This is a genomic window from Aquirufa sp. A-Brett2-W8, from assembly GCF_054558755.1.
The window spans coordinates 1-15061 of sequence record NZ_JBPXKS010000007.1; the positions used below are offsets into that span (position 1 = coordinate 1).

Here is a 15061-nt window from a genome sequence, read left to right on the forward strand (position 1 = left end):
GGATGTCTTTGATGTAATTTTCTGCTGATTGTTTTTTTCTTGTTTCCATTTTGTTAAGTTAATAATTGTTTGGAAACACTCCCTAAGAAATAACCTCTATCGGTCCACTTTTTGCTGACGATTTACAAACTGCAGTAATGATTTATAACAACATACCTTCCTTTGAAGAGCTTATGTCATTTGCCGAACAATTGGAAAATGAATTTAATGAGTGGGTTAAAAATTCATAAATCATTTTGATAAATTCTTTAGGTTCATTATCTTTGTGAAACCTAAGGAAATTCAAACTAGACAATCAAGCCCTCCTTTTGGCTGCTTGGTTTCTAAGGGGGTTTCCAAAGAGAAATAGAGAAGTAAAATACTTGATATACAGGAGTTTAGTGGTTATGGTTCATAATCCCCACTCTTCGCAGTCAATTTTCGGGGTGTAGCGTAGCCCGGTATCGCGCTTGGTTTGGGACCAAGAGGTCGTAGGTTCGAATCCTGCCACCCCGACAAAAGTCAATTTATGAGGAAGTGTTTTACACCTTACATAAGTTGACTTTTTATTTTAGGTTCCGTAGCTCAGTTGGATAGAGCAACTGCCTTCTAAGCAGTAGGTCTTTGGTTCGAATCCAAACGGAATCACATAAAGTGTAGCATTAAGAGAAAAGGATTTATTCAAATCCTTTTTTTTATTTCCCTTCCTTAAATCTTCTATTTTTAGTAAATTGAGCTAATTAGCACATTAGGCATGAATATACCCGAATTAAGAGGCAAAATTGACCAAATAGATGATTCTGTTTTATCACTTTTAGTGAAAAGAATGGAGTTTGTGGAGGAGATAGGTAAGTTAAAACGGGAGTCTAATGCAGTTATTTATCATCCTGATAGAGAAAAAGAGATCATTGATCGTTTAGCTAATCAATTCACTGGTAAATTAAGAAAGGAAGCTATTGAGGCTATATTTCTAGAGATATTTGGAGTATCACGTAATTTAGAACTACCCGAAATCATTTGTTATTTAGGACCTGAGGGGAGTTTTACTCATCAGGCTGCAGAAACACGTTTTGGTGCTGTTGCAGATTATATTTCTCTACCTTCCATTAAATCTGTATTTGAATCAGTAGAAACCGGCCGTGCTAAATATGGAGTGGTTCCTATTGAGAATAATCAAGAAGGAATGGTCAAAGAAACGATGGATCTTTTGAGTGAAAAGAATCTTTTTGTTATTTCTGAGATTATAATTCCAGTTAACTTTTGTTTAGCATCTAAACACAATGGCATACAGGGTATTAAAAAAATCTATTCTAAGGATATCGCTTTTCAGCAGTGTAAAGGCTTCCTAGGGGACTATTTTTCAGGTCAGGAAGAGGATTTCTTTGTTCAGGTGGATTCTACCTCTAGAGCGGCTAAATTAGCAGTGGAAGACGAAGATGGCGCAGCTTTGTGTTCTCATATTGCAGCGAAGATTTATTCTTTGCCTATATTATTTGATAATATCCAAGACAACGATTCGAATCAAACGCGCTTTTTTATCATTTCTAAAGTGGAGAATTTAAAGAAGACGGATAAGGATAAGACAAGTCTAGCTATTAAATTAAAGAATGATGATAAGCCTGGGGCATTACTTTCTTTATTGCAAGACTTTGAGATGGGAGGAATCAACTTATTGAAAATTGAATCTAGACCCCAAAAAGATACCAATGAATTCAAGTTTTGGTTCTTTATTGATGTTGAAGGCAATAAATTAGATCAAAATATTCAAGAATTATTAGCTAAGAGAGAAGATGAATTAGTCTTCTTAGGCAGTTATATGAATTTATGCTAAATACATTCTAGCCCAAGCTAAATCAGCCGCGATTTGATTTTTCAGATCTTCGAAGGAATCAAATCGTTTCTCAGACCTTATTTTTTCGATAAATTGAATTTCAATTCTTTGGCCATATAATTCACCATCAAAATCTAACAGGTGAGTCTCAATATGAATTCCATCGTCTTTATTGAGTGTAGGACGATAACCCATATTTGTTAATCCAAAGAATAAACCAGCGTCAATTTTTACTTGGCATAAATACACCCCTAATTGTGGAATAAATTTGTTGTCAGCTTTCAATGCCATGTTCGCTGTAGGAAATCCTATTTTGCGACCATTTTGATTCCCATGAACTACAATTCCTGAAACTGAAAAGGGAAGTCCAAGCATGGCATTGGCCTTAGTTATATCACCTTCTGATAGGTATTTTTTTATTTGCGACGAACTAACTATGACTTCGTCAACTTTAGCCACATCAATAGCAATTGTTTCTAATACATCTCCAAAATGCTCATTTATGAAGGAGATAGAACCTTCTCTGTTTTTACCAAAATGGTTGTCGTAACCTAAAACTACTTTTGCTGCTTTAAGTCGACCAATTAAAAGTTCTTGAATGAAATTCTTTGCTGGTAATTCTACGATATAAGCATCAAAAGGAATTATAACGAGATAGTCGATACCTAAATTTTCGAATGCTTCAATTTTTTCCTTCATGGGCATTAACAATTCATTTCTTTTCCCAGTGAAATGATCGGCGGGATGATTTGAAAAGCTTATCACACAGGTTTTAAGCTGATTGCTTTGGGAGGTAGATAAACAGCCGTCAATGACCTTTAAATGCCCTAGATGCAAGCCATCAAACATGCCGATAGTAACGGCAGTAGGCGAATCCACAATAACAGTATCAAAACTATAAAAGCACTTCATGTAAATCGCTATTAAAGGTGGCTACATCTTGAGCTTTATCTAAACCCCAATCGCCTATTTTTGTTCGAACTAAATCACTCATATAGGCTCCTGATTGACATTTTATTCCAAAGTCTCTTACAATACTTCGAATATAAGTCCCTTTACTACATTCTATTTCAAAGCTAATTTCAGGAAAATTAGTTGAATCTAACTCCATACGGTAGACTTGCGCATCACGGATTTTTATTTCTAAGTCCTCTGCTTTGACTCCATTGCGAGCGTGAGTAAATAATCTTTGTCCATTTAGTTTAATGGCTGAGTAGATAGGGGGTACCTGTTGAATATCGCCTAAAAATGTATGTCGCACATCTTCTAACATGCCAGTAGTAATATGATCTATGGCATACTCCCCATCAAATTCAGTTTCTAAATCAATGGAAGGAGTTGTTTTTCCAATAATCATTCTCCCCGTGTAGGTTTTAGGTAGCGATTGAAAGTAATCAATCTTCTTAGTATACTTTCCTACACACATGATTAGAATTCCTGTGGCTAATGGATCTAGGGTTCCAGCATGCCCAATCTTTTTAAACCGCCCTAGATTACGAATCTTTTTAACTACATCAAATGAGGACCATTCTTTGGGCTTATTTATGACATAAAACTTGTCCTGAACTTCCTCTAAATCATCCACAGATATATACTTAATAATAGTCCTACAATAATTCTATAATAGCCAAAAAGTTTAAAGCCATGTAATCGAACAAATCCTACCATCCATTTGATGGTCAATAGAGCAATGATGAAACTAATACTGGTACCGATCGTTAGGAATTGAATGTGTTCTTTCGTAAAAATGACATCAAAATCATGACGATAGTCTAAAAGCTTCTTAGCACATGCCCCCAATATAGTAGGGATACCCAATAAAAATGAATATTCAACTGCGGCAGAATGACTTAAACCTAAAACACGACCGCCTACAATTGTGGCACCCGATCTTGATACCCCTGGAATCATAGCTAAGCATTGAAATAAACCAATTTTAAAAGCAGCTAGATAAGATATTGATTGTATTTCAATTGCGGTAGATTTAGCTGGTAACCAGGTATCAATTTTGATTAAAATTAAACCACCTAAAATCCAAGATCCAGCGATAAACCAATATCCTTGAAATAAGGCTTCAAGTAAATCATCTAATAATAAACCCAAAATGACGGCTGGAATAAATGAAGCTATGATTGTGAAATAAATGGGTAAACCCGATGCAAATAAGCGCTTGAAATATAAAAATGGCACAGCAGCAATGGCACCAAGTTGCACGAATACCGTGAAAAAATTTAGAAATTTAGAGTTTTCTATTCCTAGTAAATTTTCAGCAACGATTAAGTGAGCAGTGGAAGAGACTGGTAAAAATTCCGTTAAACCTTCAACAAGTCCTAATATAATGGTTTTAAGAATCTCTGACATTAGCGTTTCCACTTAAAAAGAGAAAATACAGGTATTATTATGCCAACTAGCACTAACAGAGGACCAAGGGTTAAACCTAAAAAACCAAATCCAAATTCTTCCCTGTCTAAGGTCATTACAAAAAAACCAACTAACATAATTCCAATACCTAGTAATAGAATTTTTATTTCTTTAGACCCTAAAGGCATATTAGATTGACTCATATTAAAATAGGTTAGTGTGTTGAATTTTAAGATATTTTGAAATTGATACGTAAGAAGCGAGTACACTAAAAAGTGAGCAGAATCCTACGCAAACAAGCACTAATTGAATTTGATTTGTAAGCTCAAAAAATAAAGACGTTATCTCTGGTATTGAAGTGGAAAAGTACAAAAAAGCTCCGTTAGCTAAAGTAAAGCCGATTAGACCTCCTAAAAAACCCACAAATAAGGCATTTAATAGATATGGTTTCTGGATAAATCCATTAGTGCTACCTAATAGTTGCATTGATTTAATTAAGACACGATTTCCATGAATATGTAAACGGATATTATTGGCTAATTGAATGTAGATGAATAAAACTAATAGAATGATTAAGACGATACCGACATAACCAACAGCCTCTATTTTATTTAATAATGATCCCAAAAAAGTGTTAGGGTAGGTAACTTCGTACACATAAGGTCTAGCTTGAATTTCGCTAACAATCTTTTTAAACGAAGCTTCATTTTTAAATTCCTCCTTAATTCCCAAAATCAAGCAGTTCTTAAATGGATTTTCCTCTCCTAAAAGTGTCTGATAATCTTCTTGTGATGACTTTAAGAATTCAGATGCGATCTGTGCTTTTGACTTAAATTCTAGTTCAGGCATTAGATCTTTTTGATTAATATATGGACGTGATTTAAAATAAGTAATGGTACTTGCTAAATCGGCTGTTTCTAATGAATCGCTTAAATAGACATACACTTTCATTTGAGATTTTATCTCATCGCCCCAGGTTTTTACGCTGACAAATAATTGAAAGAATAGCGCTATGATAGATGCTAAACTCGCCATGGAGATTATCAGGGTTAATTGGGTAGATTGTGGGCGACTTTTAGAATATTTCATATTTATAATTTATCAATTTCATCTCGAAGTTTAGCAGCCTCTTCATAATTTTCATCTTGTAAGGCTTTGTTTAATAACGCCTCTAATTCTACTTTAGAACGTATACCTTTCGTATTTTCAACCAAATTATACTCCTCTTCTAGTTCATCTAAAAATTCCTCTTCAGGTATACAAATATCTCTTAATAATTTTTCTGATATTAATATAGGCTTATCTAAACGGATGGCAATAGCCACAGAATCGGACGGTCTAGCATCTACCTTAATAGTTTCACCTTCTTTAATTATCACTAAATTGGCGTAAAATATACCATCTTTAAAATCTGTGATTAAGACCTTTTCAATAGATACATTAGAATAGGAGAGAAGATTAACACAGAGATCATGTGTTAAGGGTCGGCTTGTTTGAATATGCTCTAGATATACAGAAATAGACTGAGCTTCTTGACTTCCTATTACAATAGGAAACCGCAAAGCTTGCGCATCGTCAGACTCTAATAAAAGTATATAAGAGCTAGCTCCCACAGAACTGGGATTCACAGACAATATACGTAATGGAATAAACTCTTTCAAAGGCCTATATTAAAACACAAATGTACCAATTAGACCGCTAATTTTAATGTGATTGTAGCTTTTTTGTTAGTCTCGGAAGGATATCATTTACATCCCCTACAATTCCATAATCAGCATGCTTAAAGAAAGGTGCTTCAGGATCATTATTTATAACAACTACAATTCGGGAGCCATTAACTCCGGCTAAATGTTGAATAGCGCCTGAAATGCCACAAGCGATGTATAAATTGGGGGATATTTTAACGCCTGTCTGACCTACGTGTTCGTGGTGGGGGCGCCAATTGAGATCAGATACTGGTTTTGAGCAAGCCGTTGCAGCACCTAATGCTTTCGCTAAATCTTCCACTATAGTCCAATTTTCGGGATCTTTCAAACCTCGACCTGCTCCTACAACAATAGCAGCATCAGGTAATGGAATGGAACCTGTGATTGGTTTTATAGAAACTATAGAAGCTTTGTTTGTATTTGTTTTTTCAATTGAACTAGATGATTTGAAAACTAATTCTGAGTATTCGCTAATTTGACTAAAATCAAAATTTCGATTGATGCTGAAAAAAGAAGCAGTACTAGTATTTAATTCCAACGAGGCTTTACCTGAAAAAATAGATTTGCTTATGGAGAATTGATCAGAAGAATAGCTTAGTTTCTGAATACCTGAAATCATATCTTTCAACGTATGTGCCGCTAATAGGCTCAACAAATTATCTATCTGTATGGATTTTATACCAAATACACAGAAATTATCTAAACCAGCCGCTATGGTTGCAATAGAATCAGAATCAGCATATAAATCAGCAGATAATTGAAACAAATCAACAGGTACAGAGGAAGATACAGTTGAAAATTTCACATCCCCGAGTATAAACAATTTTATTTGCTCGGGATCAAAGGCGGAAACAAATGAAACTAACTGTCTAGTTTGTTCAGACAATTGCCCTTCTTTGGTTTGAGCTAAAATGGCTACTTTTTTCATCTTATAATACGTTTGTCTCAGTTCTCAATAAATCAATTAATTGCTCGGCCTCATCCGCTGTTATCATCTTATTTTTGCGAGCTGTTTCCGCGATGTCTGCCTTTACAAGCTGTACTTCGCTAGGAGAACTTAATGGAAGAATTAGAATTTCTTTTGTTCTAGCTGTCATAATTCCACGCATAGAAGGTATTTTCCATTCGGCAATCGGTTCTTGACACCCTAAAACAGCAGGCAGTGTGCAATTCACTTCCATTTTACCACCATCCATCTCCACAGTTAAGTGCAATCCATCAGCTGTCATATCTAAATGCATCACCGGGTTAAAATGAACATAACCCAAAGCTCCTGCGACTAAACCATGCACTATACCAGAATTATAGTCAATAGATTCTTTCCCCATTAATATGAGATCCACAGGATTAGATTTTACATAATCCACAATCGCTGAGGCTATTTGATTAGAAGAAATAGGATTGCCATCAATTCTAACTGCCGAATCGGCTCCTAAAGCTAGACATTTACGAATTAGCGGTTCGGATTCTGCAGTACCCACATGTAAAACTATCACCTCGGCATTATGGCTTTCTTTTATCTCTATGGCTCTAGAAAGCGCATAATCATCATAAGGTCCTACAATAAATGTTAAACCTTGGCTACTTATTTGGGAGGTTGCGGGATCTATTACTATTTTTGATGTGGTGTCTGGGACACAGGATATACAGACTAGTATTTTCATGGCAGATTAAATTGTTATGCAAGCATACTAATTTGTTTTTAATTTAGCAAAATGGATCGCAAAGAATTTATAAAAAATGAGATTAATCAATATCCCGATGATCCATTTAATCATTATTTATTAGGGATGGAATTCCAAAAGGAGGGGGATATAAACGGAGCTTTGGAATCATTTAAATACATAGCCTCTACATTTCCTGATTATATCGCTACATATTATACCTTAGCAACCTTATTATTAGATACTAATCAAGATGATGAGGCTAAAAAATATATTATACAAGGAATAGAAGAAGCAGAAAAAAAAGGAGCTGCTAAGGCCAATAAAGAACTTAAGCAACTCCTCGAATTGAACTTTTGATTAGGCTAAAAGAACTTCTTCTAAATCTTTTTCGACCACTAGATTATCAATAATAAACTTTTGGCGCTCTGGCGTATTTTTACCCATATAATAGGTTAAAAGTTGGGGTATAGTAAAGTCCTTTTCTAAAATAACAGGCTCTAATTTAATATCCTCTCCAATAAAGTTCCCAAACTCCTCTGGCGAAATTTCTCCTAAACCCTTAAATCGAGTAATTTCTGGTTTAGGCCCTAAATCAGAAATAGCTGAACGTCTTTCCTCATCTGTATAGCAGTAACGGGTCTCTTTTTTATTTCGAACTCTAAATAAAGGTGTTTCTAATATATATAAATGACCGTTTCTCACTAGGTCTGGGAAGAATTGCAAAAAGAAAGTTAAAATCAATAAACGAATGTGCATTCCATCGACGTCAGCATCTGTAGCTATGACGATTTTATTGTAGCGCAGATTATCTAATGAATCTTCAATATCTAATGCATGTTGCAATAAATTGAATTCTTCATTTTCATAAACAATTTTCTTAGTCAGGCCAAAACTATTCAATGGCTTTCCTCTTAAACTGAATACGGCTTGTAATTGAACATCGCGAGACTTCGTGATACTTCCGGACGCTGAATCACCCTCGGTAATGAATAGGGTAGTGTCGTGACGAGTTTCTGATTTTTCATCAGATAAATGTATTCGGCAATCACGCAGTTTCTTATTGTGCAAATTGGCTTTTTTAGCCCGCTCATTGGCTAATTTTTTAATACCCGCAATATCCTTACGCTCACGCTCTGATTGCAATATTCGCTTTAAAAGAGCATCAGCGGAAATTGGATTTTGGTGTAAATAATTATCTAATTCTGTCTTCACAAAATCACCTATAAACGTACGTATAGAAGTGGAATTAGAATCAGGCGAGATAGTGGTACTACCTAATTTTGTCTTTGTTTGTGATTCAAAAACGGGTTCTTGAACCCGAATGGCAATGGCGCCCACAATACTTGCGCGAACATCAGATGGATCAAAATCCTTCTTGAAGAATTCTCTTACCGTTCTAACAAGCGCTTCTCTAAAAGCCGCTAAGTGTGTACCACCTTGTGTGGTATTTTGACCATTAACAAAGGAATAATACTCCTCTCCGTATTGGTTATTATGCGTTATAGCTAATTCAATATCATTTCCTTTTAGGTGAACGATAGGATAGCGGTTTTCTTCTGAATTTGTCTTTTTAGAGAGTAAATCGAATAATCCATTTTGGGAAAAATACTTCTCGCCATTAAAATTTATCGTTAATCCGGCATTTAGGAAGGCATAATTCCAAAATAAGGAATCTAAATATTGAGGGATAAAGTGATAATTTTTAAAGATGGAATTATCAGGTTCAAAAGCGACATGCGTACCACTCTTAGCAGTAGAAGACTCTATACCCGGGGATTCAGCAGTTAATTCTCCTTTACAAAATTCTGCCCACTTAGTTTGACCATCGCGATAGGATTGCACTTTAAAGTAATTCGAAAGTGCATTAGTGGCTTTTGTACCTACTCCGTTTAAGCCTACTGACTTTTGGAAAGCGCCTGAATCATATTTACCACCGGTATTTATCTTAGATACGCAATCAATTACTTTTCCCAAAGGTATTCCGCGACCATAATCTCGCACTTCCACTTTATGGTCTGAAATCTTTACATCAATAGACTTCCCATTACCCATCATATGTTCATCAATCGAGTTATCCATGATTTCTTTAACGAGAACATAAATTCCATCGTCTACTGATGAACCATCTCCTAATTTTCCAATATACATACCTGGTCTAAGCCGAATATGTTCTTTCCAATCTAGGGAACGAATACTATCGTCGTTATAAATAGGCGCTTTAATTTGATTTTCTTCCACTGACATAATTTTACACTAAATTATCAAACATTTTGCGATTAAGAAAGAGGGGAGATTGAATTAATTCAGGTAAAAAAAGGACTAACGGATTAAAAGCCTGTTTCATTGGTTTTTAATGCTGTGAAAAAGGGGATAACTTGCGGTTGCGTTGTAACAGTCGTCACTTCGTGACTTAGTCGCTGCCGACGCAGCTTAGTCAATGAGTCGCCGGATACATCCGGCTTAGTCAAAGAGTCTTATGAATTTAAAAGAAAATGTATTAGAAGGTCTACGTTCCATTAAAAGTAATCTACTTCGTACTGTATTGACGGCGTTGATTATTTCACTTGGAATAACTTCTCTCGTAGGTATTTTGACTGCCATTGATGGTATACAAAGTTCAGTGGATAACTCTTTCTCCGGTCTAGGGGCTAATTCATTCGACATTCGGAATCGTCCAGCTATGCAGATTAGACGTGAGGGACAAAAGGAGAAGCGTTTTAAAAATATAAATTACCGCGAAGCAACACACTATAAATCACTATTTACTTCTAAAGGAAAAGTTTCATTAAAAACGAATGTGAATAATAATGCTATTGCCAAATTTGAATCTAAGAAAACCAATCCCAACACTCGAGTTTTAGGGATTGATGATAATTTCATGGAATTAAAAGGATATAAAGTAGGCGCTGGGCGAAATTTCTCTGCAAATGAACAGATGAATGCGATTAACGTATGTATTCTAGGGGTAGATGTGATTGATCAATTATATGATAAACAAATTCCGATTGGTTCCGAAATTGTTGTTTCAGGTATTAAGCTTAAGGTAATAGGTGCGCTAGAAAAGAAAGGGAATATGATGGGAGGAGGAGATGATCGAGTTATAATTGTTCCCCTAGAAACGGGTCGTAAAATGGCTGTAGGTCGTAGTTTAAATTTTGATATTACTACTTCATCTACTAAAATTATTAACATTGAAGATTTTATGGAAGAGGCTAGAGGGGCGATGCGAAAAGTCCGCATGGATCCAATCGGTATGGAAGATTCTTTTAGCATTGACCGATCAGATTCCATGGCTAAGAGTTTTGAAAGTATTACAGGTTCATTGCGTATTGGTGGGTTTGTCATTGGTTTTATCACCCTATTAGGTGCTGCCATTGCTTTGATGAATATTATGATGGTTTCAGTCAGTGAACGTACACGTGAAATTGGTATTAGAAAATCCTTAGGAGCTACACCGGGCCGTATTTTACAACAATTTTTGATAGAGGCTATTGTCATCTGCCTATTGGGAGGAATTGGAGGAATAATGCTAGCCATACCCATTGGTAATTTAATTGCTCAAGGCATTAGTTCTGGATCAGCAAGCTTTATTATTCCTTGGCTTTGGATGATGACTGGTATTATTATTTGTATTTTAGTTGGCTTATTTTCAGGAATTTACCCTGCATTTAAAGCCTCTCAAATGGACCCAGTTGATGCATTACGCTACGAATAGAACTGAATTTATTCTAAGCTCATTTGCGAAAGCAAATGAAAAAGCCTAGTTTTGGGTAGCAATTTTTAATTGCCCAGTTGGCGGAATTGGTAGACGCGCTGGTCTCAAACACCCGTGGGTGCAAGCCCGTGCCGGTTCGACTCCGGCACTGGGTACAAGCCTCTCAAGCAATTGAGAGGCTTTGCCTTTTCTACTGGGCTTGGTTACTTTTCCATACCCCATAAGCTTCCACATATTCTGAAGTATAGGTAGGGTTAGGTTCTATTGTCTTTAGTACTTTAATGTTATTTACTGCTTCGTCTTCGTTAGCATAATAACCAATACCAGCTCCAGCTCCTAAAGCGGCACCAAAAGCGCCATCTGATTCTAATAGTTCTACAGAAGCGCCTGACGCATTAACAATAGCTTGCGTAAATAAATCACTTAAATACATGTTAGCTTGACCCGCCTTTAGTTTTTTAGGCGTAACGCCAACATTCCCTAGTAACTCGATACCATATACCATGGAGAAGGCGATTCCTTCTTGAGCAGCCCGAATAATTTCAGTGGATTGATGTCGATTAAAATCTAGGTGCATAAAACTTCCACCCAGCGTTTTATTTTGAAAAATACGCTCTGCACCATTCCCAAAGGGCATGCAAACTAAACCATTGGAACCAATTGCCGCTTTTGATCCTAATTCGTTCATCTGATTATACGATAAGGAAGAAAAGAAATTTTGTTTAATCCAACGATTCAAAATCCCTGTTCCATTTATACACATTAGGACCCCAATACTAGCCTTTTTAGATGTGTGATTAACGTGTGCAAAGGAATTAACTCGGTTTTCCTTATCATACTTTAATTCATCGGATATACCATAAACGACACCAGAGGTACCAGCAGTGGTGGCAATATCGCCAGGATGTAAAACTCCTAGTGAATACGCGTTATTAGGTTGATCTCCTGCTTTATAGGTAACTTTTATTTTAGTATTTAATCCGAGCTCATCTGCGACTTCTGTGTTAATGGTACCGTGATCCGAAAATAAGGCGTGAACAGGAGGGAAGATTGATTCTGGGAAACCAAAATAGGCCATTAGATCTTTAGCAGGATGCTCCTCTTTAAAATCCCACAAGATACCTTCTGATAAGGCTGAAGCTGTTGTGGTAAATTGAGAGGTAAATCGTCCAGCAATAAAATCACCAGGTAATAATACTTGATGAATTTGTTCGAATACTTCAGGTTGATTTTCTTTTACCCAGGCTAATTTAGATGCGGTGAAATTACCAGGGGAATTGAGGTAATGACTTTGGCAAAATGCTTCTCCTAAACCTTTATAAGCTTTTTCACCATAGGGAGTGGCTCTAGAGTCACACCAAATAATAGAAGGGCGTAAAACACGAGCTTCTTTATCGACAACAACTAAACCATGCATTTGGTAGGATATACCAATGGCACCTATATTTTTAGGGTCATATAATTTAGAGGAATTTGCTTTTAATATAGCCTGATTCACACAATACCACCAATGTTCTGGATCTTGTTCCGCAAAACCTGGCTCAGGGGAAGATATTTCATTTTCTACCTCGGGATAGGAGGTGGAGTAAATTAAATGTTGGTTTGCTGCATCAACAATACTAACTTTAATGGAAGAAGTTCCGACATCAATTCCGCAGAGAATCATTTTAAATAGGTTAAATGTTAACAATAAGCATAAAGAAACACCAAGTTACGAGTCATTTTGCTTTATCCAATATTCAAATAAACGTAAAATCGGGTGAAATCTACGCATTAATAGGTAAAAGTGGTTCTGGCAAAAGTACCATTGCCACGCTATTGGTGGGCTTAAAATATGATGCCGACTATTCAATTAAAATTCATTCTAAAGAGTTAAATGACGGTTTGGATCGACTGATTCCACAATTTAGACAAGCGGGTTATGTGCCTCAGACGCTTCATTTAAAGCCCCATCATAGTGTATATAATTATGCTGAGGTACTATTTCAGTATGTGCCCAATGCTCAAAAGGAGGCTGTAATCACTAAGTACCTGAAACAATTTTACCTCATTAAACAAAAAGATACCAAGGTGGCTCATTTGTCGGGGGGAGAACGTCAAAAGTTAGCCCTCCTGGAGGCCATTAGTCAACCGATCGAGTATTTAGTGCTAGACGAACCATTTAGTCAATTAGATACAGAACAAAAATTAGAGTTTTCGCAAATTATAGCATCTGTAGTCGCTGAACGCGCTATTCCCTGCGTGCTAATTAGCCACGATCTAACGGATATTCTACAATTAAGTCAATCGGTGGGTATCATGGAAAAAGGTAGATTAATCTTTCAGGGAAGCTGGGAAAAATTCAGAACTTCTACCAATCCATCAGTCCTTACGCTAAAAAATGCGATCCTACATTGGGATGATCAAATGAAAGGAGTAATTAATAACCTGAGATAGCTTTTAATTGCCTCGCATTTTTCGATGTCTGCTCTACTAACTCTTCAAGAGACACTTCGTATAAGTCAGCTAGTTTTTGTGCGATTATGGGTATGTATTTAGGCGAATTTGGTTTTCCTCGATGTGGAACTGGACTCAAATAGGGAGCATCTGTTTCTAAAACAATTTGACTTAAAGGAATGTCAGCTATATCCTGAAACACAGTGGTGTTTTTATAGGTAATTACACCTCCTATACCTAAGTAATACCCTAAATCTGTTAAAATTTTAGCCTCCCTCGCATCGCCAGAAAAGCAGTGTACTATACCACCTAAATCTTTGAATTCGGGTAAGCGTATTGTTTTAATCAAGTCTGCATACGCCTTTCTACAATGAATATCGATCCATATATTCCGATCTAATGCCCAATGACATTGTTGTTTAAAAGCTATCATTTGCTCTGCTGCAAAAGTGGTATCCCAATGATAATCTAATCCAATTTCACCAATGGCTACTACTTTTGATTGATCTAATTCCTCTTTAAGTGCTTTTAATTGAGCAACATAAGTGGACTTTACATAGGTGGGATGTAAACCGATCATAGGTAATACAAAATTGGGATAATCTATACTTAATTTCTTTAAGTCTGACCAGGATGCTAAATCGCAGTTAGGTAGCCAAACTTCCGATACACCAGAGGCTAAAATATCATCCACATGAAAAGACATATCTTCTTGAAAATAAGCATCATACAAATGTGCGTGTGTATCGATCATAAGGCTGACATTCGGAGATTTTGAGAAGAACAAAAGGTCAAAATTTCTGGTAAAATATTTTTCAATTGAGGATATGCTTTCACACTATCATGCATTACCACAATAGCACCCGGTTTTAAAAATGGTTTTATAGATTTTACTATATCAGTCGCCTGTAAGGAGGCATTATAATCACCAGTTAAAACTGACCAAAGTATGATATTGGGTACCTGTTGATACATTTTGGGGGTAATACGTCCATAAGGAGGACGAAATCCAATGGATTGAATTCCATTTTGTTTAAATAGTTGATCACAGAGTTCTATATCCTTTAGGTAAGACGCAAAATCCATTTTCCATGCATTATAATGGTGCATCGTGTGATTACCGATACTGTGGCCTCCAGAAATAATTCGGCTAATTATAGAAGGATTTGATTCAACATTTTTTCCAATACAAAAAAATGTCGCCTTCGCATTATATTCTGCTAAGCTTTCTAGAACAAAATCCGTAATTTCAGGCGTTGGTCCATCATCAAAGGTTAAATAAATTTCATCATCCGTTTCTTTAGACCACGTAAATCGTGGAAAAATAGAGGAAATAAATGATGGTATTTTGTGAATAAACATAGTA

General features: G+C 36.1%; 16 protein-coding genes and 3 tRNA genes. 7 read left to right on the top strand and 12 right to left on the bottom strand.

Annotated elements, in window-relative coordinates:
* The first annotated feature begins 421 nt into the window (after nucleotides 1–421).
* From ACST13_RS07620 to pheA, 3 genes are all read left to right on the top strand, one after another.
* Nucleotides 422–495: transfer RNA gene (locus ACST13_RS07620), tRNA-Pro, on the top strand.
* Nucleotides 496–553: 58 nt separating this feature from the next.
* A tRNA-Arg gene (locus tag ACST13_RS07625) sits at nucleotides 554–627 on the top strand.
* A gap of 106 nt (nucleotides 628–733) precedes the next feature.
* The gene (gene pheA / locus ACST13_RS07630) at nucleotides 734–1810 is read left to right on the top strand and encodes a prephenate dehydratase (protein ID WP_459522603.1); all 1077 of its coding nucleotides are present in this window, start codon (nucleotides 734–736) and stop codon (nucleotides 1808–1810) included.
* On the opposite strand, the gene ribF is transcribed toward pheA, so the two are convergent.
* The 8 genes from ribF to ACST13_RS07670 are packed head-to-tail and all read right to left on the bottom strand — an operon-like array spanning nucleotide 1802 to nucleotide 7541.
* Entirely contained in the window at nucleotides 1802–2722 is a 921-nt protein-coding gene (ribF, locus tag ACST13_RS07635) for a riboflavin biosynthesis protein RibF (protein ID WP_459522604.1), read from the bottom strand. The two genes, pheA and ribF, sit on opposite strands and share 9 nt — an antisense overlap.
* Complete coding sequence (truB, locus tag ACST13_RS07640) at nucleotides 2706–3395, bottom strand: tRNA pseudouridine(55) synthase TruB (protein WP_459522605.1); 690 nt, start codon at nucleotides 3393–3395, stop codon at nucleotides 2706–2708. Before truB ends, ribF begins: the two co-directional genes overlap by 17 nt.
* Nucleotides 3383–4171, bottom strand: coding sequence for an undecaprenyl-diphosphate phosphatase (locus ACST13_RS07645; protein WP_459522606.1), 789 nt, complete (start codon nucleotides 4169–4171; stop codon nucleotides 3383–3385). The genes truB and ACST13_RS07645 overlap by 13 nt, the downstream gene beginning before the upstream one ends.
* Entirely contained in the window at nucleotides 4171–4374 is a 204-nt protein-coding gene (locus tag ACST13_RS07650; protein WP_459522607.1) for a DUF3098 domain-containing protein, read from the bottom strand. Before ACST13_RS07650 ends, ACST13_RS07645 begins: the two co-directional genes overlap by 1 nt.
* 1 nt (nucleotide 4375) lies before the next feature.
* Nucleotides 4376–5260, bottom strand: coding sequence for a cell division protein FtsX (locus tag ACST13_RS07655; RefSeq protein WP_459522608.1), 885 nt, complete (start codon nucleotides 5258–5260; stop codon nucleotides 4376–4378).
* A 2-nt stretch (nucleotides 5261–5262) separates the two neighbouring features.
* Nucleotides 5263–5832, bottom strand: coding sequence for a bifunctional nuclease family protein (locus ACST13_RS07660; RefSeq protein ID WP_459522609.1), 570 nt, complete (start codon nucleotides 5830–5832; stop codon nucleotides 5263–5265).
* 43 nt (nucleotides 5833–5875) lie between these two features.
* A complete protein-coding gene (locus ACST13_RS07665) occupies nucleotides 5876–6805 on the bottom strand; it encodes an electron transfer flavoprotein subunit alpha/FixB family protein (protein ID WP_459522610.1) in 930 nt (309 codons plus the stop codon).
* A 1-nt stretch (nucleotide 6806) separates the two neighbouring features.
* Nucleotides 6807–7541 (bottom strand): electron transfer flavoprotein subunit beta/FixA family protein, encoded by a 735-nt coding sequence (locus ACST13_RS07670; protein ID WP_459522611.1) that lies wholly within the window; start codon nucleotides 7539–7541, stop codon nucleotides 6807–6809.
* Between the two features lie 51 nt (nucleotides 7542–7592).
* Here ACST13_RS07670 and ACST13_RS07675 point away from each other — a divergent pair, with 51 nt between their 5' ends.
* Complete coding sequence (locus ACST13_RS07675; protein ID WP_459522612.1) at nucleotides 7593–7901, top strand: tetratricopeptide repeat protein; 309 nt, start codon at nucleotides 7593–7595, stop codon at nucleotides 7899–7901.
* On the opposite strand, the gene ACST13_RS07680 is transcribed toward ACST13_RS07675, so the two are convergent.
* A complete protein-coding gene (locus tag ACST13_RS07680) occupies nucleotides 7902–9788 on the bottom strand; it encodes a DNA topoisomerase IV subunit B (RefSeq protein ID WP_459522613.1) in 1887 nt (628 codons plus the stop codon). It abuts the gene before it with no gap.
* A 232-nt stretch (nucleotides 9789–10020) separates the two neighbouring features.
* Here ACST13_RS07680 and ACST13_RS07685 point away from each other — a divergent pair, with 232 nt between their 5' ends.
* A complete protein-coding gene (locus tag ACST13_RS07685) occupies nucleotides 10021–11259 on the top strand; it encodes an ABC transporter permease (protein ID WP_459522614.1) in 1239 nt (412 codons plus the stop codon).
* Between the two features lie 71 nt (nucleotides 11260–11330).
* A tRNA-Leu gene (locus ACST13_RS07690) sits at nucleotides 11331–11414 on the top strand.
* Nucleotides 11415–11449: 35 nt separating this feature from the next.
* On the opposite strand, the gene ACST13_RS07695 is transcribed toward ACST13_RS07690, so the two are convergent.
* Nucleotides 11450–12925 carry a xylulokinase gene (locus tag ACST13_RS07695; RefSeq protein ID WP_459522615.1) on the bottom strand — a complete coding sequence of 492 codons (1476 nt, stop codon included), beginning with the start codon at nucleotides 12923–12925 and terminating at the stop codon, nucleotides 11450–11452.
* Between the two features lie 14 nt (nucleotides 12926–12939).
* On the opposite strand from ACST13_RS07695, the gene ACST13_RS07700 reads away from it, so the two are divergent.
* Nucleotides 12940–13695, top strand: a complete 756-nt coding sequence (locus tag ACST13_RS07700; protein ID WP_459522616.1) for an ATP-binding cassette domain-containing protein — start codon at nucleotides 12940–12942, stop codon at nucleotides 13693–13695.
* Here the strand turns inward: ACST13_RS07700 and ACST13_RS07705 are convergent.
* Together ACST13_RS07705 and ACST13_RS07710 are read right to left on the bottom strand one after the other, a co-directional pair.
* Nucleotides 13679–14449 (bottom strand): TatD family hydrolase, encoded by a 771-nt coding sequence (locus ACST13_RS07705; RefSeq protein WP_459522617.1) that lies wholly within the window; start codon nucleotides 14447–14449, stop codon nucleotides 13679–13681. The genes ACST13_RS07700 and ACST13_RS07705 overlap by 17 nt on opposite strands.
* Entirely contained in the window at nucleotides 14446–15057 is a 612-nt protein-coding gene (locus ACST13_RS07710; RefSeq protein WP_459522618.1) for a polysaccharide deacetylase family protein, read from the bottom strand. Before ACST13_RS07710 ends, ACST13_RS07705 begins: the two co-directional genes overlap by 4 nt.
* Between the last annotated feature and the right edge of the window lie 4 nt (nucleotides 15058–15061).